The sequence below is a fragment of the Microbacterium sp. ZKA21 genome (genome assembly GCF_050434165.1).
In the GTDB taxonomy this organism is placed as follows: domain Bacteria; phylum Actinomycetota; class Actinomycetes; order Actinomycetales; family Microbacteriaceae; genus Microbacterium.
In genome coordinates this window covers 1-25,513 of the sequence record NZ_JBNPVV010000008.1, presented here as the reverse complement: position 1 = coordinate 25,513, position 25,513 = coordinate 1, and the positions used below count along the sequence as shown (strand labels likewise).

Here is a 25,513-nt window from a genome sequence, read left to right as displayed (position 1 = left end):
CCCCCGGGTCGGCGATCGGTACGCCTCTAACTTAGCCCAGCCTTACCTGACTCGCACGTCCCGCTGTCGGCACGAGGGTTCTGCTGCACTTCTCTGAGAATGCGACTGAAAGTACCTGTCGCAAACGCAGAGAAGTAGCGCAGAACGCCGGGGGCCGCACGCGGGGCGGTGTCAGCGCCGCTCGGCGACGCCGGCCCGGCGCAGTGCCGCACCGATCGAGAGACCGATCGCGGTCCAGACCACGGGCCCCAGGATGCCGATGACGAGGTAGGAGATCTGCGCCCATAGCGGGAACTGCCCGAGGTCGACGGCGAAGAACACCACGACGGCGACGATGATGCCGATCGCGCCGGCCGAGATGAAGAACCGCCACGCGCCCCAGGCGCGGTAGCGGGTGAGCGCGGCCACGCCCTCCTGGATCGCGCCGAACAGCAGAGCGGTGCCCAGGAATCGCAGCGTCCACATCGGGGCGAAGGCGCTCGAGATCAGGGCCGCGAAGACGTGGGTGAGCAGGGCCACCAGAGGGCGTCGCAGCACTTCCTGCGCGATGATGCCCGGCAGCACGTGCGAGCCGAGCAGCAGTCCATAGGCCCACGGTGCGGCGAGGAGCACGACCGGCGTGAGAAGCCCGGCGACCCCGCCGATGATGCCCGTCGCGACCCCGATCGCCGCGCAGACCAGCAGCACTCGCGTGGACAGGACGGAACTCTTCGGCACCGAGCCAGCCTATCTGCGCGAGGGCGGCCCGGCGCCGTTCGAATGTAGACGTTGGTCGCTGGTGCGGTGTCCCCGGTTCTCACTATCGTGAGCGACGGTGCGGCAACGATGTCGCGCCTCGACCATCAGGAGAGACCCATGGGACGAACCCCTCTCCGACTGGCAGCGGCCGCAACCCTGGCCGTGCTGTTCGTCGGATCAACTGCCACCGCAGGCTTCGCAACTGAGGAGGTGACATCTCCCGCGCCCGTCGGAGGCGCGCCCGGCCATTACATCGTCGTGATGAAGGGCGACCCCCTTGCCACGTACCCCGGTGATGTCGCGGGGCTGCGCTCCACCAAGCCGGACAAGGGCGACCAGCTCGACGCGCAGTCCGCGAACTCGCAGAAGTACATCGCGCATCTGAAGAACGAGCAGCGCAAGCTCGCGAAGGATGCCGGTGTCGCACCGGATGTGACCTACCAGGTCACGCTCAACGGCTTCAGTGCCGACCTCACGGGTGCCCAGGTCGATGAGCTGCGCGCCTCGAAGGACGTCCTCGGTGTCTTCCCGGATGAGATCCGGCATCCGGATGCGGTGTCGTCCACCGACTTCCTCGGCCTCGGCGACGACGCCACCGGCTCCGGCGGACTGTGGGAGCAGACCGGCGGCGTGGATCATGCAGGCGAGGGCGTCGTGGTGGGCGTGATCGACACCGGCATCGCGCCGGAGAACCCGTCGTTCGCGGGCGACAAGCTGAAGAAGAAGGACCACAAGAAGAGCAAGGGTCAGCCGTACAGCGACGGCTCGCACGTGTTCTTCGAGAAGTCCGACGGCGGGACGTTCCGCAGCGCGATCGTCAACGGCCAGGAGTGGGACAAGCACGACTACTCGACCAAGCTCGTCGGCGCGCAGTACTTCTCCGCAGGGGCCGAGGCCGCGGGATTCGACTTCCAGTACGACTACCTCTCACCGCGCGACGGCGACGGACACGGCTCGCACACCGCCAGTACGGCGGCGGGCAACTTCGGCGTCTCGGCATCCGTCTCGGGTGTCGACTTCGGGACGATCTCGGGTGTCGCGCCGGCGGCGAAGGTGTCGGCCTACAAGGCCTGCTACGTCGGGCCCGACCCGCTCGTGACGACCGACGACATCTGCGCCCTGAGCGACCTCATCGGAGCGATCGACCAGGCCGTCGCCGACGGCGTCGATGTCATCAACTACTCGATCGGCGGCGGGGCGGCCACCACCGTGCTCGCGCCGGACGACATCTCGTTCTTCAACGCGGCTGCGGCCGGCGTGTTCGTCTCCGTGAGCGCGGGCAACGACGGTCCGGATGCGGCGACCGCCGACCACGCGTCGCCCTGGTACACGACCGTCGCGGCATCCACCATCCCGACCTGGGAGGGAACCGTCACGTTCGATGGCTTCGCCGAGGCCGGAGCCAGTGTGTCGGTCCCGTTCGGCGAGAGCGTCACGGGCCCGTCGATCTACGCCGGGGATGCGGCTGCGGGGGAGGGCGCGGGGCTATGCCTCCCCGGCACGCTCGATCCCGCCAAGATCGCCGGACACATCGTGGTCTGCGACCGCGGTGAGAACGCACGTGCCGAGAAGTCGCAGGTCGTGAAGGATGCCGGTGGCATCGGCATGGTGCTCGTGAACGTCCCCGGCGGATCCGACTCGCTCGACAACGACTTCCACGTGGTGCCGACCGTCCACCTCGCATCGGTGCACCGCGAAGCCGTGCTCGCATACGTGCAGGGCGGTACCGATCTGCCGATCACGCTTGTCGGCGAGAACACCACCGGCGAGGAGACCCCGACGCCGCAGATCGCCGGCTTCTCGAGTCGAGGCCCGACGTACGCCGACGGCACCGACGTCATGAAGCCGGACATCGCGGCGCCGGGTGTCGCGATCCTCGCGGCGACGCACAACGCGGCCGGCGCGGCGCCGACCTACGGCATCCTCTCCGGAACGTCCATGGCGGCCCCGCACATCACGGGTCTCGGGGCGCTGTACCTGTCGGAGCGGCCGAATGCCGCGCCGTCGGAGATCAAGTCCGCGATGATGACGACCGCGTCCAACACCGTGCTCGCCGACGGATCGGAGAACACGGACCCGTTCGAGCAGGGCGCTGGACAGGTCGAGCCGACCCGGTTCTTCGACCCAGGGATGCTGTACCTCAACGGACCTGCGGACTGGGCGGCCTTCCTCGAGGGCAAGCAGCTCGCCGAGTTCGACGGCGTCGAGCCGATCGACGGCAGCGACCTGAACCTCGCGTCGATCTCGATCGGCACGCTGACCAGCGAGCAGACCGTGACGCGGACCGTCACGTCGACCGCGGCGGGCACTTACACGGCATCCGCCGAGGTCGCCGGTCTCGACGTCACCGTCGAGCCGTCCACGCTCACGTTCGGCGCCGCGGGCGAGACGGCGACCTTCACGGTCACCGTCGACAACGTCGACGCCCCGGTCGAGCAGTGGGCCACCGGCTCCCTGACCTGGACGGGCGAGGACCGCGAGGTCCGATCCCCGATCGCCGTGTTCCCGGTGACGGCGGACGCTCCGGCCGAGGTCGCGGGCACCGGTATCGACGGCAGCGCCACCGTGGAGGTCACGCCGGGTCTGACCGGCGAGCTGCCGCTCGCTCTGTCGGGTCTGACGCCGTTCCAGTTGCTGCTCGACGAGGCGAACCCGGTCGCAGGTCACTCGGGCGACGAGAACTCCGGCGACGCGAGCAAGAACGTGTCGTGGATCGTCGACGTCCCGGAGGGCTCGACGCTCGCGCGGTTCGACCTCGACTCGTCGGATGACGAGGGCAGCGATCTCGACCTCACGGTGTACCGCGTCGTGAGCCCGGATGACCTGCGCTACTACCAGGTGTGGCAGTCGGCGACCGGTTCCGCGGACGAACAGGTCACGGTCGCGGCACCGACGGCCGGCACGTACCGCGTGGTCGCGAACATCTACTCCACCACCGGTCCGATGACGTGGGACATGTCCTACGCCGCGGTCCAGCCAGCCGGTGAGGGCGGGTTCACTGCGACGCCGAATCCGCTGGATGCCGTGCGGGGAGTGCCGACCAGCTACGACGTGTCGTGGTCCGGTCTGGCCGCCGGCACGCGCTACCTCGGCGTCGTGCAGTACGGCGATTCCGCGGTGCGCACTGTCGTCACGGTCGACGCGCAGTAGCAGTACGAGAGGGGCGGGGCGGGTGCTGCGGCATCCGCCCCGCCTTTCTCGTCCGTTGAGCAGGGACCTTCCGTCGTTCGCTGAGCGAGGGCCTTCCGTCGTTCGTCGAGCGGGGGCGGCGGACCTGTCCCTTCCCGTTCGTTCGCTGAGCGCGGACGGCGGGGTCGCCCGACCTGCTTCGTCGAGTGAACGCCCTTCGCCCTCGCCCTCTTCGCCTTCGCCCTCTTCGTCCTCGCCCTCTTCGCCCTCTTCGCCCGCTCGCCCGTTTCGCCCGCTCGCCCCCTTCGCCCGTTTCGCCCGCGCGCCGCCTTCGCCCGCTTCGCGCGCTTCGCCCGCTCGCCCGCTTGCCCGCTCGTCCGTTGAGCGAGGACGGCGGAGCCGCCCCTTCCCCTCCGTTCTTGAGCGAGGACGCAGGGCCGCCGGAGTCGAAACGTGCCGAGCTTCTCAGATCCGTTCGAGAAAAACCGGCCCGATCCCTTGCCTTTAATCGCATCTATGTTCTAAACTGGAGTATGGCATTCATCACTGAGGATCGAACGGCACGCGAGGACGCGCTGCTGGAATCGTTCGAGTCGGTGAACGCGCAGATTGCGTCGTTGGAGGCCGAGCGGGCCCGGTTGCTGGCCGAACGGTTCGACATGCTGCTCGACGAGGATCCGTTCGGATCCGCGCATCATGACATCTCGTTGCGGTCGCTGGTCGCCGAGCTCGCGGCGGTCTCGCACCTCTCCACCGGGACCGCGAATGCGATGCTGCACCGCGCGCACACGTTGACGCGCGAGTTCCCGCTGGTCTGGCGGGCGCTGCGGGACGGGGCGATCACGTCCCGCCACGCCGACGCGATCGTGAAAGGCGCATCGGCCCTGTCGGCCCGGTCGGATGTCGAGGTGACCGAGTATCAGGGGCGGGCGCTGGAGGTCGCGGTGTCCGAGAGTCCGGGCCGCACCCTGGTCCTGGTGAAGGCGATCGCCGCGTCGATCGCGCCGGCCACGGTCGCGCAACGGCACCGGGCCGCGTTGTCGTCTCGGCAGGCGCGCACCTATCCGCTCGATGACGGCGTCGGCCAGCTCGTGCTCTCCGGTCCGGAGTACATCATCCAAGCCGCCTACGACCGGGCGACCGAGACCGCGAAGCAGATCATCGCCCAACGCCCTGCGGTCGGACCGGCGGAGAACGACGACCGCACCCTCGACCAGATCCGCGCGGACGTCATGCTCGAACTGCTCGTCGCGAGCGAACTGGGCAGCGCCACCGGCACCCCCGCCGAAGCGATCCGCGCGACCATCCAGGTCACCATCGCCGCCACCACCCTTGCCGGAGACGACGACAAGATGGCGCACCTGGACGGATTCGGCCCGATGCTCCCCGAACACGTCCGCCCCCTCGCCGCACGCACCCCACTGTGGACGCGCCTGTTCCTCGACCCGGCCGGAATGCTCACGATCACCGACACGTACACCCCGTCCGCGTCGATGAAACGGTACCTTCGGGCGCGCGACCAGCGCTGCCGGTTCCCCGGCTGTCAACGCGCCGCGCGACGGTGTCAGATCGATCACAACCACGACCACGCCAAGGGCGGGGCGACCGAACTGTGCAACCTGTGCTGCTTCTGCGTCAACCACCACACCCTGAAGCACCCCGACCTGCCCGATCGACATCGATGGTCCGTCACCCAACTCCCCGACGGCGTCATCGCCTGGACCAGCCCCACCGGACGCACCTACATCGACGAACCCCCACCCCGCGTCATGTTCACCTGACGGCGCCGCGGGGTTCGGGTCCCGGGGTCAGATCTGCCGGCCTGGCCGGGGAGATCTGCGGCGCGGGGACAGGTCTGCCGGACCAGTGCGGTCAGCGGTGTGAGGTCCGCGGCATGGATCTGGTCCGCCGATCCGGTGATGTCCGGTACGCCGGGCCTGCCGGGCTTGCCGGGCTTGCCGCGCCTGCCGGGCCTGCCGGGCTTGCCGCGCCTGTCGGGCCCGGTGAGGTCAGGCCGGCCGACCTGCCGGTCGCGTGCGGTCAGATCCGCGGGCTCGGACGTCTCAGATCTTCAGATCCGCGGGCTCGGACGTCTCGGATCTTCAGATCCGCCGTCGGCGCGGCATCAGCCGCACGTGCGGCAGTTCGGGCGCCGGGATTCGCTCGTCCCCATGCGTGACGACGTGCCCGAAGCGCGCGGAGCCCGCCTCCCAGTCCTCGCGGGCGTCGACGATCTCCTCGTGCGTGCGCGCGGCGAAATTCCACCACATCACGAGGTCCTCCTCGAACGGCTCCCCGCCGAGCAGGAACAGCAGCGCACCCGTCTCGCTCGTGACCGACACCGCGTCGCGCGAGTCGCCGAGATACAGCATCAGGTCGCGTTCCAGAACGACCTCCTCGACCTGCACGTCGCCGTCCACCAGCACCACGGCGTGCTCCCATTCCGGACGCAGGGGCAGCGCGACCGTGCTGCCGGCCGGCACCGAGATCTCGGCGCCCACGATCGGCGTATGGACGGTCGCGGGGGAACGGACACCGGCGAACTCGCCGAGCACGACCGTCGCCGCGGCATCCTGACCCAGCGCAACGGTCGGAAGCGCCGTGTGCTGTTCGAAACCGCCGCCGCCGCGGCGGACGGACTCGGGCAGGACCACCCAGAGCTGCAGGGCATCGAGCGGGATGGGATCTTCGCCGAGCGAGTATTCCGAGTGCGAGATACCGTTGCCGGCCGTCATCAGATTGAGCTGACCGCGTCGCAACGTCACGTCGCTGTCGACGGAATCACGATGCCGCATGTCGCCGACCAGCGGCCACGTCACCGTCTGCAGGCCGATGTGCGGGTGTGGTTCGACGCGCATGCGCACCGGCCCTGGGCCGAATCGGTCGAGGAAGCACCAGGCGCCCACCGTGGGGAGATCCTTGTGGGGCAGCGTGCGCAGCACGTTCATCGCGCGGACGCCGCCGAGCGGCACCTCACGCGGTTCGAGCGGGATGCTGCGCCTGCCGATCATGCGCCTGGCACCTGCGGCCAGCGGATCGACGCGCCCTCGACGTCGTGCTTCTTCAGATAGGCGGCGATGTACGGGCAGTACGGTGCGATCGTCTCGCCGGATGCCGCGGCATCCGCCAGTGCCTCGGCGGCGAGGATGCCGGCCAGCCCTTTGCCTTGGAACGCCGGATCGACCTCGGTGTGCGTGAAGCGGATCTCGTCCGGGCGGCGCTCGAACTCGGCGAACCCGGCGAGGGTGTCTCCGAGGCGGATCTCGTAGCGGGAGGCCTCGTCGTTGCGGGTGACTGCGGTGTCGGTCATCGCGGCTCCTTTCCGTCTGCGTCCACCCTAGGACGCCTGTGGACGGCTCGGGCGGGTGTCGGCCCGGCCGGTTACGCTGGAGGGATGCCGCAGACGCCCCGTGACCCCTACGAGGATCTGCCGTACGCGGATGAGCCGTGGGATAACGCCTACCCGCCCGAACCCATGGACTTCGAGCCGCCGGCGGACGGCTGGGAGCCGCCACTGGACTGGGGCCCGGGGCCGTCGACTCCAGTGGGTGCGTCCCGGGCGAGCGCGGCACCCGCGACGAACTCCGCCCCCGCGGCGACGCCGTCGCGCTTTCCGACGGCGCTCGACGCTCTGCACACCGTCTTCGGGTACGACGCGTTCCGCGGCGACCAGGCCGCGATCGTCGATCGGGTGATCGCCGGCGGCGACGCCGTCGTGCTGATGCCGACCGGCGGCGGCAAGTCGGTGACCTATCAGGTGCCCGCGCTCGTGCGCGAGGGCACCGGGCTCGTGATCAGCCCGCTGATCGCCCTCATGCACGACCAGGTCGATGCGCTGCGCGCCAACGGCGTGAACGCGGCGTACCTGAACTCGACGCAGTCGCAGACCGAGCGCGCACAGGTCGAGCGCGACTACATCGAAGGCCGGCTGGACCTCATCTATGTCGCCCCGGAACGGCTGTCCAGTCCCGCGACCACGGCGCTGCTGCAACGCGGAACGCTCAGCGTCATCGCGATCGACGAAGCCCACTGCGTGTCGCAGTGGGGTCACGACTTCCGCCCCGACTACCTCGCCCTCGGCGATCTCGGCGAACGCTTCCCCGGAGTGCCGCGCATGGCGCTCACGGCGACCGCGACGCACGCCACGCACAAGGAGATCACCGAACGGCTCGATCTCGGTCGCGCGCAGCACTTCGTGGCGAGCTTCGATCGCCCCAACATCCAGTACCGGATCGTCCCCAAGGTCGACCCGCGCAAGCAGCTCGTGTCGTTCATCCGATCGATGGACGAGCTTCCCGCCGACGGGCGCCCCGCCGGCATCGTCTACGCGCTCAGCCGCAAGTCGGTCGAGCAGACCGCGGACTATCTCGCCGCCCAGGGGTTCGACGCCCTGCCCTACCACGCCGGCCTTCCGGCCGAGGTGCGCGCCGCCAATCAGGCGCGGTTCCTGCGCGAGGACGGCGTCGTCATGGTCGCCACGATCGCGTTCGGGATGGGCATCGACAAGCCGGATGTCCGTTTCGTCGCGCACATCGACCTGCCCAAGTCGGTCGAGGGCTACTACCAGGAGACCGGTCGCGCCGGCCGCGACGGCGAGTCGTCGGTCGCCTGGATGGCCTATGGCCTGGGGGATGTCGTCCAGCAGCGGCGGATGATCGACCAGAGTCCGGGAGATCGCACCTTCAAGATGCGCCTCGGCCAGCACCTCGACGCCATGCTCGCCCTGTGCGAGACGGTCGAATGCCGCCGGCAGAATCTGCTCGGCTACTTCGGGCAGGAATCCCAGCCGTGCGGCAACTGCGACACGTGCCTCGAGCACCCCGAGACCTTCGACGGCCTCATCCCCGCGCAGAAGCTGCTGTCGACGATCGTGCGTCTCAAGCGCGAGCGCAACCAGGCGTTCGGCGCCGGTCACCTGATCGACATCCTCCGTGGTGCGTCGAACGACCGCATCCGCAAGTTCGGGCACGAGCAGCTCACGACCTACGGCATCGGCGCCGATCTGTCGGACCAGGACTGGCGCAGCGTGGTCCGGCAGCTTCTCGCCCGCGGCATCCTGGTCGCGCAGGGCGACTACGGAACGCTCGCGCCGGGGGATGCCGCGGCAGGGGTCCTGAAGGGCGAGACTCCCGTGCCGTTGCGCAAGGACACGATCGGCCGTGTCAGCACTGCGCGGGTGCGCAAGTCCGCGGCGGCGGCATCCGTGGCCGAGGGCGATCAGGGGCTCTTCGAGGCGCTGCGCGCGTGGCGGGCCGAGACGGCGCGCGAGCAGGGCGTGCCCGCCTACATCGTGTTCGGCGATGCGACGCTGCGTGCGCTCGCCGAGCGTCGTCCCGCGTCGATCGCTGCTCTCGACGGCATCACCGGCATCGGCGAGAAGAAGCGCGATGCCTACGGCGACGCCGTGCTCGCGGTGATCGCCGCGGCCTGACCAGCCCGCCGGTCACGTCCCCGGCAGCACGTCATCCAGGTGCGCTGCGAGGTGCTGGGCGACATCGACGGCATCCCGGTCGTACAGCCACTGGTACTGCAGGCCGTCCCAGAGTGCGGTCAGCCAGATCGCCTCATGCTCGGGATCCCGATGCGCGGGCATCGCGCCCTCGGCCTGTGCGGCACGGAAGAGCTCGGCGAACTGATCGATCGTGCGCGTGAAGCGCTGCTCGAAGTACGAGTGCGCCGGGTGCGAAACCGGCACGGCCTCGCAGGACAGCACGGCGTACACCTCGACCAGACCGGGCGCGGTCTTCGCATTCTCAGCTGCTCCGCCCGGCATCGCCCGCAGCTCCGCGGCGGCAGTGGCCGCCGGCGTGTACGACGGGCGTGATCGGATCGTCCGATCACGCGCGGCAAGGACGGCGCCGAGCAGCGCTTCCTTGGTCGGGTAGTGATGCATCAGCGTCGACTTGGACACTCCGACCTTCTCCGCGATCTCGCGCAGGCTCGTGTCGCCGTAGCCCTCGGTGGCGAACAGCGTCATCGCATCGGTGACGATCCTGGCCCTCTTCAGCCGACCGGATGCGTAGCCGGTATCGTCCTCAGCCGGGAAGAACTCGGCCAGCGGGCGGAACGCCGCCGTCTCGGAAGTTGTGGCGTCGTCGTCGGGGGAGCGCCAGCCGACCGGCAGCGCCCACATCGACTCGTGCTGCTCGAGTCTCGTGACGACGTCGACGCGCTCCGGCAGATACTGCTCGAGCAGCTGCAGGCCGTCCCACGCTGCCGTCATCCGCACCGCTTCGCCGACCGGATCGCGGTCGTCGGCGACGGTGCCCTGCAGCACGGCATCCTCCATCGCCTCCGCCGTCAGCGCGGTAAGGCGGGCGTAGCGTTCGCGCATGGTGTCGTGCGCGGGATGCGATGGTGTCGAGGCCTCACCCATGAGCGCGGCGTACATGGCGAGGTAGCCGCGGGTCTTCTCATTGCGCTTGGCGATCTCGATGAACGGGAGCGCCCCGGGTTCGCCGGCGGCCACGACATCCTCGTACACCTCGGCGTTCACATCCTCGAGGCTCTGGACCACCGTCGCGAGCAGTTCGTCCTTGGTCGCGAAGTGCTTGAGGAGGCCGGGGTGGCTGACGCCGGCTGTCACCGCGATTCCGCGCAGCGATGTCGAGCGATAGCCGTAGGCGGTGAACAGCTCTCGCGCGGCGAGGACGATGCGCGCGCGCGTCTGCTCGGTGCTCGCCTTGCGAGCCCGCGGTACGGCAACGATCATCCGGTCCTCCCTCCGGCATCCTATCGAGCACGCGTTACCAAGAAGACGGATTTCAGTTACCAAACGGTCCGGTTTCATGTATTCTTCTGAATGCAGCCGCGTCGCAGAGGACAAGCGGCACACCCGAGAGGATCCACTTCCATGACAGAGATGTCATCCGCCGCGAGCGCCGCGGCCGTCGGCACCACCGGTTTCAAGGCGCCGGGAACCACCCCGCAGAACACGCCGCGCGGCTTCGCAGCAGCGCTCGCCGGAGCGAACTTCGGCGTCTACCTCGCCGTGCTCACGCCTGTGCTCGTGTCGATGGCGTTCAAGATCCAGCACATCACGCCGAATCCGGCGGACATCAACGGCAACATCGGACTCGTCTTCGGGGTCGGTGCGCTCTTCGCTCTGATCGCCAACCCGCTCGCGGGCCGCCTCTCCGACCGCACCACGTCCCGTTTCGGCATGCGCCGACCGTGGATCCTCGGCGGCGCCATCGTCGGGCTCGGCGGCCTCGCGCTGATCGGCGTCGCGACGTCTGTGTGGATGGTGCTGATCGCGTGGTGCCTGGTGCAGGCATCGCTGAACGCGGTGCTCGCGGCGGCCAACGCCACACTCCCCGATCAGGTGCCCGTGGAGAGCCGCGGATCCGTCTCCGGCATCGTCGGGATCACCACTCCGCTCGGCATCCTGGCGGGAAGCTTCATCGTCAACTTCCTCCCAGGCGACTTCGAACGCTTCGTCGTCCCGGGGGCGATCGCGCTTGTTCTCGCCGTGCTGTTCGTGCTCGTGCTCAAGGATCGGCGTCTCGCAGGAAAGCCCGCTGACAAGTTCACCATCGGCACGTTCTTCGGCTCGTTCGTCTTCAACCCGCGCAAGAACCCGGACTTCGGCTGGACCTGGCTCACGAAGTTCTTCGTGATGTTCGGCTACGCCGGCATCGCGGCCTTCCTTCCGCGCTACCTCACCGAGAGCTTCCATCTCGCCGAGCAGGACGTGATCGGCATCATTCTGCTCGCCAATGTGGCCTCGACGGTCGCGATGGTCATCAGCTCGCCCCTCGGCGGGATCCTGTCCGACAAGTTCGGCAAGCGCCGTCCGTTCGTCGCGATCGCCGGCGCCATCATGGTCGTCGGTCTGGTCGTGCTGGCCTTCGCACCGAGCGTGGCGTTCATCATCGTCGGCCAGGCCATCATCGGCCTCGGTGCCGGATCGTTCTTCTCCGTCGATCTCGCCCTCGCCACCCAGGTGCTGCCGAACCCGGATGACACGGCCAAGGACCTCGGCGTCCTGAACATGGCGAACGCCCTGCCCCAGTCGATCGCCCCGGCGATCGCGCCGACGATCATCGCGATCGGCGCGACGACGCCGCTCGGCGGCTACACCACCTGGTATCTGTTCGGCGCTATCGTCGCGCTCGCCGGTGCCGTGCTCGTCTACCGGATCAAGGGAGTCAAGTGATGACGGACGTCATGAACCAGCAGGACACGGCGGATGCCGCGGTCGACCGCCCGTGGCTGGACGCCTCGCTCTCGGTCGACGAGCGCGTGCAGCTGCTGCTGGACGCGATGACCGTCGAGGAGAAGGCCGGACTCTTCTTCCACACCATGATCGCGATCGCGGACGTCGACGAGGCGAACCCGGCGTTCGGCCTGCCGTCGGCGCGCGAGTTCGTCGAGGGGCGGAAGATGTCCCACTTCAACCTGCTCGGGGCCGCTCCGACCGCGCGCGAGATCGCGGTGTGGCAGAACGAGCTGCAGCGTCTGGCGGCATCCACTCGTCTGGGCATCCCGGTGACCCTGTCGACCGATCCGCGCCACTCGTTCAGCGACAACCCCGGCGCTGCGATCATGGCCGGTCCGTTCTCGCAGTGGCCCGAAACGCTTGGACTCGCGGCGATCCGGGACGAGGAACTCGTCGAGCGCTTCGGAGACATCGCGCGCCAGGAGTACACCGCGGTCGGGCTGCGGGTCGCGCTGCACCCGCAGGTCGACCTCGCCACCGAGCCGCGCTGGGCCCGTCAGACAGCGACGTTCGGCGAGGATGCGGAGCTGGCCGGTCGCCTCGGCGCCGCCTACATCCGCGGCTTCCAGGGCGAATCGTTCGGAGTCGGCTCCGTCTCGACCATGACGAAGCACTTCCCCGGCGGCGGTCCGCAGAAGGATGGCGAGGACCCGCACTTCGCCTACGGGCGCGAGCAGGTCTACCCGGGCGGGCAGTTCGAACTGCACATGAAGCCGTTCGAGGCGGCGTTCGAGGCAGGCACCCGCCAGATCATGCCGTACTACGGGATGCCGGTGGGCACCGAGTACGAAGAGGTCGGCTTCGGGTTCAACAAGTCCGTCATCACGGGACTCCTGCGTGAGCGCTACGGTTTCGACGGTCTGGTCTGCACCGACTGGGGGCTCATCACGGATGCCGAGATCTTCGGCGACCACCACCCCGCGCGTGCGTGGGGCGTGGAGGAGCTCTCGCCCAAGGAGCGCGTCGCCAAGGTTCTGGATGCCGGGGCCGACCAGTTCGGCGGCGAGGCGTGCCCCGAGCTGCTGATCGAGCTCGTCGTGGACGGCACCGTCTCCGAAGCCCGTCTGGATGCCTCGGCACGGCGGATCCTGCGCGAGAAGTTCGAGCTGGGACTGTTCGAGAACCCGTTCGTGGACGAGGACGCCGCAGATGCGATCGTGGGCCGCGCCGACTTCCGTGCCGCGGGAGACGCTGCGCAGCGCGCGTCCCTCACGGTGCTGACGAACGACGGCGTTCTGCCGGTCGCGCGGGGCCGGAAGCTCTACGTCGAGGGGATCGCACCGGAGGTCGCGGCATCCTATGGCGAGGTCGTCGCGACGCCGGCCGAGGCCGACGTCGCGGTGCTGCGGTTGCAGGCTCCGTACGAGGAGCGCGCTACGGCGTTCGAGAACTTCTTCCATGCGGGGTCGCTCGCGTTCGGCGAGGATGTGATCGACCACGTGCGCTCGGTGGCGGCCGCCGTTCCGACGATCGTTGACGTGCTCGTCGATCGGCCGGCGATCCTGACCGAGATCGTGGATGCCGCGGCATCCGTGACGGTCAACTGGGGTGCTTCGGCCGAGGCCCTGCTGGATGTGCTCACGGGCGCCGCGGCACCGAAGGGTCGGCTGCCGTTCGACTTGCCGCGGTCGATGGCGGCTGTCGAGGCGTCGAAGCCGGACGTGCCGTTCGACACGGCCGATCCGCTGTTCCGCTTCGGGCACGGACTCGACCTGTAGCCGATTCATTCCTGTTTCTGCATACATCGATTCGAAGGAGAATCTCCATGACCTCACGTCTTCCCCTGCGCCCGGTTCTGGCCGGAGCAACGGCCCTCGTGCTCGTCGCCGGTCTCGCCGGCTGCGCATCGAGCGCACCGGCAGAGTCCGAGGAGGCCGCGGGCTCGTCCAGTGCCCGGATCTTCCTGACGCGGCACGGCGAGACCATGCTGAACGAGTTGGAACGCGCTCAGGGCTGGGCCGACAGCCCGCTCGTCGCCGACGGCGAGGAAGTCGCCGAAGACCTCGGCGTCGGTCTGGCCGATGCGGGCGTGGAGTTCGACGCCGCGTACTCGGCCGACATGGTGCGTCATTTCAGTACCGCGACCATCGTCCTGGACGCGATCGGTCAGGAGATCGAGCCGGTTCGCGATGAGCGGCTGCGCGAGGCCGCGTTCGGTCGGTTCGAAGGGGCGGGCAACGACGAGATGTGGTCGTTCGCCGCGGCGGAGCTCGGTTATGCCGACGTCGGTGCGATGTTCGGTTCCGTGGAGTTCACCGAAGCTCTGGATGCCGTCGCCGCCGGCTCTGCGGACACCGACCTGCCGGCCGAGACCTCGGCCGAGGTCGGCGAGAGAGCGGTCGCCGCGCTCGAGGACATCGGCGAACAGGCGGCCGAGGACGGCGACGGCGAGGTGCTCGTCGTCTCCAGCGGCATCACGATCACGCTGGCGCTCGGGATGCTGGGGGCCGACCTGAGCGAGGTCACCTCGGGCATCGACAATGCCGCCGTGAGCGAGCTCGTGTACGACGACGGTGAGTGGTCGGTGGAGACGGTCAACGATCTGAGCTATGTCGAGGCCGGCGCCCAGGAGTGATTCGAATGGTCGGCCGACCGTAACAATTCGGTACAAGCCACAGGGCGCATCCGCGGAGTTCCGCGGATGCGCCTTCGTCGTTCACGAGCAGCGAGCCGTTTCCTGTGTTTTGGCTGGACAGTCGCCCGGTATACCGCAATACTGACCGGTACACGAGCTCTGTCGACGAGGGGTCGACGCCTGGGGAGGGTCTTGTGACGCGGCATCGTCCGCATCACGGGAGGGCACTGAATGAATGACAAGGGGATAGCTCTGCGCAAGCGCAGAGTCGCAGCAGTTGCGATCGGGGGTCTCACCGCCGCGGCAGTCGTATTGGGCGGCGCTTTCGCTCCGACCGCAGCGATGGGCGATGTGATCGAATCCGACGAGATCTCGGCCTCGCACGGACATGGCATCTTCGTGGAGGGGCTCGGACTCGATGTCGTCGGATCGGCGTATTCGCAGTCGGCGAACCCGGACGACGCCGGCCCGAACGGCGATGATCTGGATCTCACACTTCTCGGCGGTCTCGCGGACCTGAACCTGGGGACGGTCACGCTTCCGCTCATCACCCCGACCGAGGGCGGAAACGGTCTCCTGTATCTCGGTGATCTCGGGACGATCTCCAGCCGCAGTGCGTCCCCGACGCTGACGAACTCGGTTGCATCGTCGGGAATCATCAACGAAGACGGATCGCTCAACGTCGATGCTGCAGCGGGTGAGGGGTTCGCCCCTGCCGAACTGAATGTGAGCAGCCTCCTCTCGCAGGTGATCGGTGACGAAGCGGTCGACACGCTGCTCAGCAACGCCGCGATCCAGCTCGGCGCGCTCGGCTCGACGGCGCAGAAGAACGGGACGACGACCGCGAGCGAGTACGCCGTGGCCGACCTGCAGCTCGACATCTCCAGCCCGCTGGTAGGTGGCCTGGTCGACACGGTCGACGAAACGCTGGGAACGGCGCTGCAGCCGATCCAGGATCTCCTCGGTGACGGTGGAGACATCGAGACGCTGGTCGGTGGAGTCCTGTCCGTCATCGGGGCGCTGCCACTGACCAACGCGGAGCTGAACGAGCTCTCCATCGACACGCAGTCGCTGGTGGCGGAAGTTCGCACCGCGCTGCTGAACGCGCCTCTCGAGAACACCGAAGGCACCTTGTCGGTGGACCTGAGCAACGGGACCATCGACGTCGACCTCGCCCAGATCCTGATGGATCGATACGGGGTCGCCAGCCTGAACGACCTGCCGGCGAACACGGACGTGCTCGACAGCACGACCGTGAACTCGATTCTCGACGGCGTCAGCGACGCGATCGTCGGCGCAGGCGACAACTCCCTCGTCTCGAAGGTGGTCGACATCATCACGGCCGGCCTGTACGGCGTCGAGGTGGTCGTCGACATCCAGGCGGACATCAGCCTGCCGATCGTCGGCGCCCTGGTAGACGCGCCGGTCACAGTGACGGGGACCATCGGCGGCTTCCTCGGCGACGCCGAGTACGACGAGCCCGTCGTGGACACAAGCGGAATCAACGTTGCAGGCATCCCTGTCGGAACTGTGCTGCAGCCCATCATCGACGCGCTCACGGGCCTCGTCACAGACATCGGCGGAGCTCTTCAGCCGGTAGTGACCGATGTCCTGGCCGACCTGCAGCCGACACTCATGACGGTGATCCAGCCGCTCGTGACCGATCTGCTCGACAACGCGCTCGACCCGGTTCTCACCGAAGTGGCGCAGATTCGAATCAACGAGCAGCCCGTCACGGGCGATCTCGGCGTGGACAGCTTCACGGTCCGCGCGCTTTCCATCAACGTTCTGCCGAACATCGCGGACGTCGCCATCGAACTCGGTTCGTCGACGGTCAAGGCCGCGGATGCCGCACCGGTGCTCGATGCGAGCAGCCCCGTCGAGGCCGGTGGCACGACAGCCATCGATTCGAGCGGCTGGGCCCCGGGCTCGACGGTGGATGTTCAGCTGTTCGATCCGGCGACCAACGCCCCGATCGGAGATGTCGTACCCGTCGTCGTGGATGCGAGCGGCGCGTTCCCGGCCGGAACAACGCTGCCGATCCCGGCAACCGCAACGCCCGGCACCCAGTACACCGTGATCGGCGACGATGGCGCGGGCAACACCGCACAGGACACGATCGAGGTCGCACCTGCGGCTGCGGTCCCGGCGATCGACGCGGCGGACACGGTCCCGGCCGGTGGCAACCTCGCCGTCAGCGGAACGGGCTGGCCGGCGGACACGACGGTCACGCTGCAGCTGACGGACGCGGATGACGCGCCGATCGGTACGGCGGTCGATGTCCTGACGGACGGCGACGGTGCGTTCACCACGACGTACCCCGTTCCGGCCGATACCACCCCGGGTACGGGCTTCACGATCACCGGTACTGCTGGTGACGTGACGGCCACGGACACCGTCGAGGTCACAGCAGGCGACCCGGGCGACGTGAACACCAACGCGGCCGCTTCGGCATCCGCGTCGGCGGACGCGACGGCTGACGGCGACCCGTCCGCACAGGCGGCGGCAGAAGCCGCAGCGCTGGCGGACGCGACGAGCGCGGCGACTGCGGCGGCGAACGCCGACGCGAACATCGCGGCACAGGCGGCAGCGACCGCCGACGCATCGACGGCTGCTTCGGCCGACTCGACGACGGACGTCAACGCGCAGGCTTCGGTCGCAGCACAGGCGGCGGCACAGGCGGATGCCTCCGACGATGTCGCCGCTGCGGCAACAGCCCTCGCGAACGCGAACTCGTCGGTGGCGGCTCAGGCTGCCGCAACGGCGGATTCCTCGACCGACGCCTCCTCCGAGGCTTCGACGAACGCGAACGCGGCCGCTTCGGCATCCGCTTCCGCGAACGCCGACGCCACCACGGATGCTGTCGCAGACGTCGCGGCGCAGGCAGCGGCATACGCCGACGCCACGGCGGACGCAACGGCGGCTGCGGATTCCACGGCACAGGCCGCGGCTTCTGCAGCGGCCACCGCGACGTCGTCGGCCACCGCGACGTCCGACGCCACGTCGGCGGCCAATGCGAACGCCGCGGTGGCAGCTCAGGCTGCCGCTCTGGCCGACGCCTCGTCCGACACGGCTGCAGAAGGCTCCGCTGCGGTGAATGGCAACGCATCGTCGGCAGCTGAGGCCGCGGCGATCGCCAACTCGTCCACCGATGCATCGGTGGCCGCCACGGCAGACGCCGACGCGGACGCCGATCCGGCCGCTGCGGCCGAGGTCAACACCAACGCCACGGCTTCGGCTGCGGCATCCGCCCAGGCGGACGCCGACAACGACGCCGCAGCGCAGGCTGCTGCGGTCGCGGCGGCTCTGGCTGACGCCTCCACGGCTGCGGATGCGGCTGCAACGCCCGATGCGGAAGCCGCTGCGGCGTCTGCTGCGACGGCTGATGCGACCAGCGCTGCGTCGACCGATGCGACCACCGATGCCAACGCTTCGGCGGCTGTCGCCGCTCAGGCCGCGGCTCAGGCGGACAACTCGGCGAGCACGGCCGCTGATGCCACCGCCGCTGCGGAGGCCGATACGGCTGCCGCTGCTGCGGTCGCTGCGACGGCGACGTCGTCGAACGACGCATCGGCGACGGCTGCGGCCGACGCGGACGCCGACCCGGCTGCGTCGGCGACGGCGGATGCTGACCCGGCTGCGTCGGCAACGGCAGACGCTGACCCGGCTGCGGCTGCTGAGGTCAACACGAACGCCACCGCTTCGGCTTCGGCCTCGGCGCAGGCGGACAGCGACCAGAACGCCGCCGCTCAGGCTGCTGCGGTCGCGGCTGCTCTGGCAGACGCATCCACGGCGGCCGATGCCGCTGCGACCGCTGATGCGGAGGCCGCTGCGGCTTCCGCTGCGACGGCGGACGCGACGGCGGATGCCACGGTCGACGCGACCTCTGCTGCCAACGCTGCCGCGGCTGTCGCCGCTCAGGCTTCGGCTCAGGCGGACAACTCGGCCAGCGCGGCTGCGGACACGTCGGCTGCGGCGGATTCGAACGCCAACGCAGCTGCGGCTGCTTCGGCATCCTCGACGGCGACCTCGTCGGCTGCGGCTTCGGCCAACGCTGCGGCGGACGCTTCGGCCACTGCGACGGCGGATGCTGCGGCTGCTGCCACGGCAACCGCCTCGGCGAGCGCCACGGCAACCGCTTCGGCTGATGCTTCCGCTGACGCCGACCCGGCCGGCCAGCTCGGAATCACGGTGAAGGTTCCGAAGCTCGAGCGCGGTGACAAGCAGACCGCCATCGGCACGGGCTTCGCTCCGGGCGAGACCGTCACAGGTGTCATGTCGTCCTCGACTGTCGCACTGGGGACCCAGGTCGCCAATGCCGAGGGCACGGTGACGTTCACCTGGACGATCCCGGCCGGAACCGATCTGGGCACGCACACCGTGACCCTGACGGGTGCTGAATCGGGCAGCGTCGCCGGCACGTTCGAGGTCGTCGCCGACGGCCTCGCCACGACCGGTTCGGACGTGCCGTCCGGCTGGATCGCGCTGGGAGTTCTGCTCCTCATGCTCGGTCTGGGCGCAGCGCTCGTCGCCCGATCACGGCGAGCGGTCGCCGCGGCAGAGTAAGAGCACGGCACACTGTGAAGGTCGGGGTCGTCCTGCGGACGGCCCCGACCTTCAGTGATGAAACGGATGAGGCATGAGCACGAAGATCGATGAGCGGAACGAAGCGCGGGAAGCGCCGTCGACGGATGCCGCGGTGGCCGCGCCACGACCGCGCCCGACCTGGTGGGTGAGGCTCATCGCGTTCGCCGCCTGCCTGTTGACGCTCTGGCACATCTTCGCGTCGTTCCTGTGGATCGCGCCGTACTCGGCGCTGCGGGAGATCCCGTCGCAGGAGGTCCTGTCCGGCTACATGCTCCCGCTCTTCGGGCAATCGTGGAGTGTCTTCGCGCCGGAGCCGATCAACGGCGACTACCACTTCAACGTACGTGCCGTGATCGAGAAGGACGGCGAAGAAGTCGAGACCGGATGGGTCAGCGCCACAGACGTCGAGCTGTCCATGATCCGGTACAACCTGTTCCCGCCCCGCGCCGGCATCCAGTCCAGCGAGGTCGCGAGCGGTCAGATGAACGCCTACAACAAGCTCGACGAGAAGCAGCAGGCCGTCGCCGCACTCGACTTCGCCGCCGAGGACTGGGAGGAGTGGATGGTGCGCTCGTTCGAGGAACTCGACGAGGGCGCGTCCACCGAGGCCTACATGCGCGAGGAGCATCTCTCCACGGCCTACGCGACCCAGGTCGCCTACGCGATCTGGGGCGACGACGTCGTGAAGGTCCAGTACCGCGTCAGCCGCCAGAACGTCGTGCCCTATGCCGAGCGCAACGACCCAGGCGCGCAGCGCCCTGATCCGACGTTCTCGACGACCGGTTGGCGGGGACCCATCGAGGAGGAGGGGCAGAGCCGCGACGACTTCGGCGACACCTTCCGCCACCAGTTCGAGAGCACCCAGAAATGAGCGCCTCTGTGCCTGCCCGCCTCCTGACCTTCGCCGGGTCCATGATCTCCGGCCTGTGGGCGATGGTGATCTCGGCCATCGATCGTATCTCGGCCTTCGTGGACGACTGGCTGTTCAACGGCAAGAAGGCTCTCTACGGTCTCGCCGTCACCCGCATCCTCTTCGGCATCACCGCTCTCGGGCTGCTGGCGTCGAACTTCGGCACCCGGTTGTACACGTTCGGCCCTGGCTCGGCGTGGAACGGCGAGCTCGCCGAGCCGGTGAGCGACTTCCCGAAGATCTGGATGTTCAGCGCCTTCCACGCGGTCATGGGCAACGCCGCGCTCTACACGCTCCTGTACGTGCTGCTGATCGCTCTCGCGGTGCTGTTCACGATCGGCTGGCGGTTCCGCATCGTCCTGCCGATCTTCTTCTGCCTGTGGGTCGGCTTCATCGAGGCCAATGACATGGTCGGCGACCAGGGCGACAACATGTTCCGCATCGCCCTCATTCTGCTGTTCTTCGCCGATCCGGCCGCACGATGGTCGATCGACGCGCGACGGCGGGCGAAGAAGGGCGAGTGGTTCGCTCCGGGCAGCCAGCCGGCATTGATCGGCACGATGCTGCACAACCTCGCTCTCGTCGCGCTCACGGCGCAGGTGTGCTTCGTCTACGCATCCGGTGCCCTCTACAAAGCCGGGGGCGATCCCTGGGCGAAGGGGTGGGCGGTCTACGACCCGCTGCACACGGCTCGATTCGGCACCTGGCCGGTGCTGAGCGATCTCGTCACGTCCTGGGGGCCGATGGTCGTCGCGGCCACGTGGGGCTCCATCCTGCTGCAGGTGGCCTTCCCCCTCATGCTGCTGACCCGTCCGACGCGTCTCATCGGGCTGATCGGCATCCTCTCGTTCCACATCGGGATCGCGGTGCTCATGGGGCTGCCGTGGTTCTCGCTCACCATGATCGCGATCGACTCGATCTTCATCAGGGACCGGACCTGGATGCGGTTGAGCACCGGAGCGGTCAGACGGTGGGACGCGGCGAAGACGACCCCGCCGCCGCAGGCGGCACTGAGCTGACAACGGTCAGTCGGGAACGTACTCCTCCGCGTGCACGCTCGTCGTGGCCGCATCGCGCAGCAGCTTGGACACCGGGCAGCGTGCATGCGCGGCATCCAGGATCTCCTGCGTCTCGAACAGTGAACGGCCTTCGGCGGACAGATGCGCGTGGACGTGGAACTCGTACCCGGGCCCAGGGGCGGCCGGGCGCAGTTCCACCTCGACGCGCACCGCCGTTCGGTGCGCCCCCGCGACGATGACCTGCGCCGTACCGTTCAGGCATGTCGCCCAGGCGAGAGCCAGCAGCTGCTCGGGGTTGGTCGCGGCGGCATCCGGATCCGGGCCGAGAGGTGAGGCGACGGAGACGGACAGGCCACCAGGGACGGAACTGACGCCATCGGCGCCCGTTCGATTGACCGCTGCTGTCCGGTAGTTGGCACGCATGCCTCCACCGTACGCCCGCCCTGGGCGGGGCGAATGTGGGGAAGGGACAACCGCATACGGGCACGGGAGCCCTCGCTCTTGGGGGATAGTCACACACGGCTTTCAACCCTGTTGGAGGAGTCCTACCATCGAAGCAATCCTGATTCCCTCTGAGAGGAACATCCATGGTTGACGCTGCCGTCCGCCCGCACGCCGCCTCCGCGGCCCTGAACTCTCCGCGCATCGACATCGACCGCGTGAACGACCTGCTGCTCGGCACCTGGGCCGACACTCGTCGTGAGGCGCGCGAGATGATCAAGGACTCGGCGTTCTGGCGCCAGGACGAGCTCGGCAAGGACGAGCACCGTGAACGCGTGCTCAGCCAGTTGCACCTGCTCGTCGAGAACCGCGCCGTGCACCGCGCCTTCCCGAAGCGGTTCGGCGGCGAGGAGAACAATGGCGCCAACATCGCCGGTTTCGAGGAGCTCGTCGCGGCCGACCCCAGCCTGCAGATCAAGTCCGGTGTGCAGTGGGGGCTGTTCGGCTCCGCGATCCTCCAGCTGGGCACAGCCGAGCACCACGAGAAGTGGCTCCCCGGCGTCATGGACCTCTCCATCCCCGGCGCCTTCGCGATGACCGAGATCGGGCACGGTTCGGACGTTGCCGCCGTCGGCACCACGGCGACCTACGACCCCGAGGCCGAGGAGTTCGTGATCCACACGCCGTTCCGCGCGGCGACCAAGGAATACCTCGGCAACGCTGCACTGCACGGCATCGCGGCCACCGTGTTCGCCCAGCTCATCACCAACGGCGTGAACCACGGCGTGCACTGCTTCTACGTGCCCCTGCGCGGTGAGGACGGCAACGACCTCCCCGGCATCGGCCGTGAGGACGACGGCCTCAAGGGCGGACTCAACGGCATCGACAACGGCCGTCTCAGCTTCGACCACGTGCGCATCCCCCGCACCAACCTGCTGAACAAGTACGGCGATGTGGCTCCTGATGGCACGTACAGCAGCTCGATCGACAGCCCCGGTCGTCGCTTCTTCACCATGCTGGGCACTCTGGTCCAGGGTCGTGTCTCCCTGGACGGCGCGGCGTCCTGGGCATCCGCACTCGCGCTGAAGATCGCGATCACCTACGCGACTCAGCGCCGCCAGTTCGACGGGGCGGACGGCCAGGAGGTCGTGCTGCTCGACTACGGCAAGCACCAGCGCCGTCTGCTTCCGCGGCTCGCGACCACCTATGCCCAGATCTTCGCGCACGACGAGTTCCTGCAGAAGTTCGACGGGGTCTTCTCCGGCCGAACCGACACCCCCGATGATCGTGAAGACCTCGAGACCCTGGCCGCGGCCCTCAAGCCGCTGTCCACCTGGCATGCGCTGGACACGCTGCAGGAGGCACGGGAAGCCTGCGGCGGTGCCGGGTTCATGTTCGAGAACCGCTTCGTCGGGCTCCGGGCGGATCTCGACATCTACGTCACCTTCGAGGGCGACAACAACGTCCTGCTGCAACTGGTCGGCAAGCGGCTGCTCACCGACTACGCCAAGCAGTTCCGGGGCAAGGATGCTGCGGCGCTGGCGAAGCTCGTCGCCGCGCAGACCGCGGGCAAGGTGTTCCACGGAGCAGGGCTCCGCCAGCTCGGTCAGGCCGTCGCCGACCTCGGATCGACGGCGCGTTCCGTCGAGAACGGCCTGCGCGAGGAGCAGCAGCACGAGTTGCTGGCCGATCGCGTGCAGCAGATGGTCGCGGACATCGCGGGGCGTCTGCGCCCGGCGGGCAAGGACAAGGTGCTCGGCGAAAGGCTCTTCAACGAGAATCAGGCCGAGCTCATCGAAGCCGCACGCGCGCACGGCGAATTGCTCCAGTGGGAGGCGTTCACGGATGCTGTTCGCGGTGTAGAGGATGCCGGGACCAAGCAGGTGCTCACCTGGCTGCGCGACCTGTTCGGGCTCCAGCTCATCGAGAAGCACCTCGCCTGGCACATCATCCACGGACGGCTGTCGACCCAGCGTGCGGCTGCGGTGTCGAGCTACATCGACCGGCTGTGCCGGCGGCTGCGCCCGCACGCGCTCGACCTCGTCGACGCCTTCGGCTACGAGCCGGAGCACCTGCGGGCACCGATCGCCAGTGGCATCGAGCAGCAGCGTCAGGACGAGGCCCGCGCCTACTACGCCGAGCTCGCGGCATCCGGCACGGCACCGGTGTCCGAGAAGGCGCTGAAGGCGAAGAAGAAGGCCTGAGCGCGCGGGCGCCCGTGTCGGCCGGTCCGCCTACGCTGGGATCATGACCTCCCTCGCCACCGGCTCAGACGGCCGCGCCCGCTGCGCCTGGGTCGGATCGGATGCCGAGTACGAGCGCTACCACGATGAGGAGTGGGGCCGGCCGCTGCACGGCGACCGCGCGCTGTTCGAGAAGATGGCGCTCGAGGGCTTCCAAGCCGGACTCAGCTGGATCACGATCCTGCGCAAGCGGCCGCGATTCCGCGAGGTGTTCGCCGGATTCGAGCCGGACGTCGTCGCGCAGTTCACCGAGGACGACGTGGAACGCCTGATGGCGGATGCCGGGATCATCCGCAACCGCGCGAAGATCCTCGCCACGATCGGAAACGCCGCACTGGTGTCGGAGATGCCCGACGGCGAGCTCGACGGGCTGATGTGGTCGTTCGCACCGACGCCCCGCCCGCGCCCGCGCAGCTTCGCCGATGTGCCGGCGGTGACGGCGGAGTCGACCGCGATGAGCAAGGAGCTGCGTCGGAGAGGATTCCGCTTCGTCGGGGCGACCACGATGTACGCGCTCATGCAGTCCGCTGGCATGGTCGACGATCACGTCGAGGGCTGCTGGCGCACAGCCTGAGCCGTCGATGGGGAGTTCTCCCCATCGCGTGGCATCCAGGCGACGTGGTTAAGATGGCGCGGGCACGCCCTGCGCTGAATGCGGCGCGCCTGCGTCCCGATCCGCCGAGAGCCGTCCAGGAGGAATCGTCGAATGAAGGTGCTGAGCTGGGTCCGTGCGCGGCCGAAGACGCTCGCGTCCACCGCCGTGGTCACTGCGGTGGCGGTGGCGATCACGACTCTCGCGCTGACCTATGACGGCAACCCCACGACCGAGGTCGATCTGAACGATGGCGGCGTCTGGGTCACGAAGTCGTCGAATCTTCTCGTGGGGCACTTCAACAACGAGTCGACGCTGCTCGACGGCGGCCTGCGGACGACTGGCGAGAACTTCGACATCGTCCAGGACGAAGCCAACGTGATCGTGGTCAACCGCGAGGAATCGACGGTCGCGGCTGTCGATCCCGCCCGCGTGACACTCGGCGACGCCACGTCCATCCCCGGTGACGGCAAGGTCGACCTCGGAGCCAAGACCGTGGCGATCCTCGACCGCGAGTCCGGCGATCTGTGGGTCGAACCGGTCACCGGCCTCTCGGGCTTCGAGTTCGTCAGTGCGAAACCGGTGCTCGAACTCGGGCGGAACGCGGATGTCGTGGTCGGCGACGACGGCACGGTATACGGAGTCTCTCCGTCGAAATCTGCCGTGTTCACGCTTCCGGTGGATGCGCAGGGCGATCCTCTCGAGCCGACGCAGACGGCGGTCGAGGGGCTGAAGAAGGACAGTAAGCCCTCGATCACGGCGGTCGGTGATGTTCCGGTGGTGCTGGACCGGCAGGCGGGCGTCGTGTCGTCTCCGGGTGGTTTTTCGACGGAGATTGCTGGGGCGGGTTCGGCGGTGTTGCAGCAGGCGTCTGCGGGTGCGGATGTGGTGACGGTGGCGACGAGTACGGATCTTGTGCGGGTGCCGTTGGATGGTTCTGAGGTGCAGGTGGTTCCGGCGGGGGCTGAGGGGGAGCCGTCGGCGCCGGTGTCGTTGTTGGGGTGTTCGTATGGGGCGTGGTCGGGGTCTGGCCGGTTCGTGCGGGAGTGTCCGGGGGA

General features: G+C 68.6%; 16 protein-coding genes and 1 pseudogene. 12 read left to right on the top strand and 5 right to left on the bottom strand.

The window, feature by feature from the left end:
• Positions 1–171: 171 nt before the first annotated feature.
• A complete protein-coding gene (locus M2317_RS15370) occupies positions 172–717 on the bottom strand; it encodes an ECF transporter S component (protein ID WP_429461635.1) in 546 nt (181 codons plus the stop codon).
• A 138-nt stretch (positions 718–855) separates the two neighbouring features.
• On the opposite strand from M2317_RS15370, the gene M2317_RS15365 reads away from it, so the two are divergent.
• Together M2317_RS15365 and M2317_RS15360 are read left to right on the top strand one after the other, a co-directional pair.
• Entirely contained in the window at positions 856–3,888 is a 3,033-nt protein-coding gene (locus M2317_RS15365; protein WP_429461633.1) for a S8 family peptidase, read from the top strand.
• Between the two features lie 512 nt (positions 3,889–4,400).
• Positions 4,401–5,648 carry a DUF222 domain-containing protein gene (locus M2317_RS15360; protein WP_429461631.1) on the top strand — a complete coding sequence of 416 codons (1,248 nt, stop codon included), beginning with the start codon at positions 4,401–4,403 and terminating at the stop codon, positions 5,646–5,648.
• Positions 5,649–5,969: 321 nt separating this feature from the next.
• Here M2317_RS15360 and M2317_RS15355 read toward each other — a convergent pair whose 3' ends face one another.
• Together M2317_RS15355 and M2317_RS15350 are read right to left on the bottom strand one after the other, a co-directional pair.
• Positions 5,970–6,878 carry a pirin family protein gene (locus tag M2317_RS15355; RefSeq protein WP_429461628.1) on the bottom strand — a complete coding sequence of 303 codons (909 nt, stop codon included), beginning with the start codon at positions 6,876–6,878 and terminating at the stop codon, positions 5,970–5,972.
• Positions 6,875–7,177: a GNAT family N-acetyltransferase gene (locus M2317_RS15350; RefSeq protein WP_429461626.1), complete on the bottom strand. Its 303-nt coding sequence runs from the start codon at positions 7,175–7,177 to the stop codon at positions 6,875–6,877. Before M2317_RS15350 ends, M2317_RS15355 begins: the two co-directional genes overlap by 4 nt.
• A gap of 84 nt (positions 7,178–7,261) precedes the next feature.
• On the opposite strand from M2317_RS15350, the gene recQ reads away from it, so the two are divergent.
• Positions 7,262–9,298: a DNA helicase RecQ gene (gene recQ / locus M2317_RS15345; protein ID WP_429461624.1), complete on the top strand. Its 2,037-nt coding sequence runs from the start codon at positions 7,262–7,264 to the stop codon at positions 9,296–9,298.
• A gap of 12 nt (positions 9,299–9,310) precedes the next feature.
• On the opposite strand, the gene M2317_RS15340 is transcribed toward recQ, so the two are convergent.
• Positions 9,311–10,579 (bottom strand): TetR/AcrR family transcriptional regulator, encoded by a 1,269-nt coding sequence (locus tag M2317_RS15340; protein WP_429461622.1) that lies wholly within the window; start codon positions 10,577–10,579, stop codon positions 9,311–9,313.
• Between the two features lie 141 nt (positions 10,580–10,720).
• Here M2317_RS15340 and M2317_RS15335 point away from each other — a divergent pair, with 141 nt between their 5' ends.
• The 6 genes from M2317_RS15335 (at position 10,721) to M2317_RS15310 (ending at position 21,179) form a co-directional block, all read left to right on the top strand.
• Positions 10,721–12,025, top strand: a complete 1,305-nt coding sequence (locus tag M2317_RS15335; RefSeq protein WP_429461620.1) for an MFS transporter — start codon at positions 10,721–10,723, stop codon at positions 12,023–12,025.
• Entirely contained in the window at positions 12,025–13,806 is a 1,782-nt protein-coding gene (locus M2317_RS15330; RefSeq protein ID WP_429461619.1) for a glycoside hydrolase family 3 protein, read from the top strand. The genes M2317_RS15335 and M2317_RS15330 overlap by 1 nt, the downstream gene beginning before the upstream one ends.
• 47 nt (positions 13,807–13,853) lie before the next feature.
• A complete protein-coding gene (locus M2317_RS15325; RefSeq protein WP_429461617.1) occupies positions 13,854–14,663 on the top strand; it encodes a histidine phosphatase family protein in 810 nt (269 codons plus the stop codon).
• 231 nt (positions 14,664–14,894) lie between these two features.
• Positions 14,895–19,229 carry a choice-of-anchor G family protein gene (locus tag M2317_RS15320; protein WP_429461615.1) on the top strand — a complete coding sequence of 1,445 codons (4,335 nt, stop codon included), beginning with the start codon at positions 14,895–14,897 and terminating at the stop codon, positions 19,227–19,229.
• Positions 19,230–19,302: 73 nt separating this feature from the next.
• Positions 19,303–20,121, top strand: coding sequence for a DUF5819 family protein (locus tag M2317_RS15315; protein WP_429461613.1), 819 nt, complete (start codon positions 19,303–19,305; stop codon positions 20,119–20,121).
• Entirely contained in the window at positions 20,118–21,179 is a 1,062-nt protein-coding gene (locus tag M2317_RS15310; RefSeq protein ID WP_429461611.1) for an HTTM domain-containing protein, read from the top strand. Before M2317_RS15315 ends, M2317_RS15310 begins: the two co-directional genes overlap by 4 nt.
• A 6-nt stretch (positions 21,180–21,185) precedes the next feature.
• Here M2317_RS15310 and M2317_RS15305 read toward each other — a convergent pair whose 3' ends face one another.
• Positions 21,186–21,602, bottom strand: coding sequence for an OsmC family protein (locus tag M2317_RS15305; RefSeq protein ID WP_429461609.1), 417 nt, complete (start codon positions 21,600–21,602; stop codon positions 21,186–21,188).
• A gap of 164 nt (positions 21,603–21,766) precedes the next feature.
• Here M2317_RS15305 and M2317_RS15300 point away from each other — a divergent pair, with 164 nt between their 5' ends.
• From M2317_RS15300 to M2317_RS15290, 3 genes and pseudogenes are all read left to right on the top strand, one after another.
• Positions 21,767–23,824: an acyl-CoA dehydrogenase gene (locus M2317_RS15300; RefSeq protein WP_429461607.1), complete on the top strand. Its 2,058-nt coding sequence runs from the start codon at positions 21,767–21,769 to the stop codon at positions 23,822–23,824.
• A gap of 43 nt (positions 23,825–23,867) precedes the next feature.
• Complete coding sequence (locus M2317_RS15295; RefSeq protein WP_429461605.1) at positions 23,868–24,437, top strand: DNA-3-methyladenine glycosylase I; 570 nt, start codon at positions 23,868–23,870, stop codon at positions 24,435–24,437.
• A gap of 132 nt (positions 24,438–24,569) precedes the next feature.
• Positions 24,570–25,513 (top strand): annotated as a pseudogene (locus M2317_RS15290) (Ig-like domain-containing protein); the annotation flags it as partial.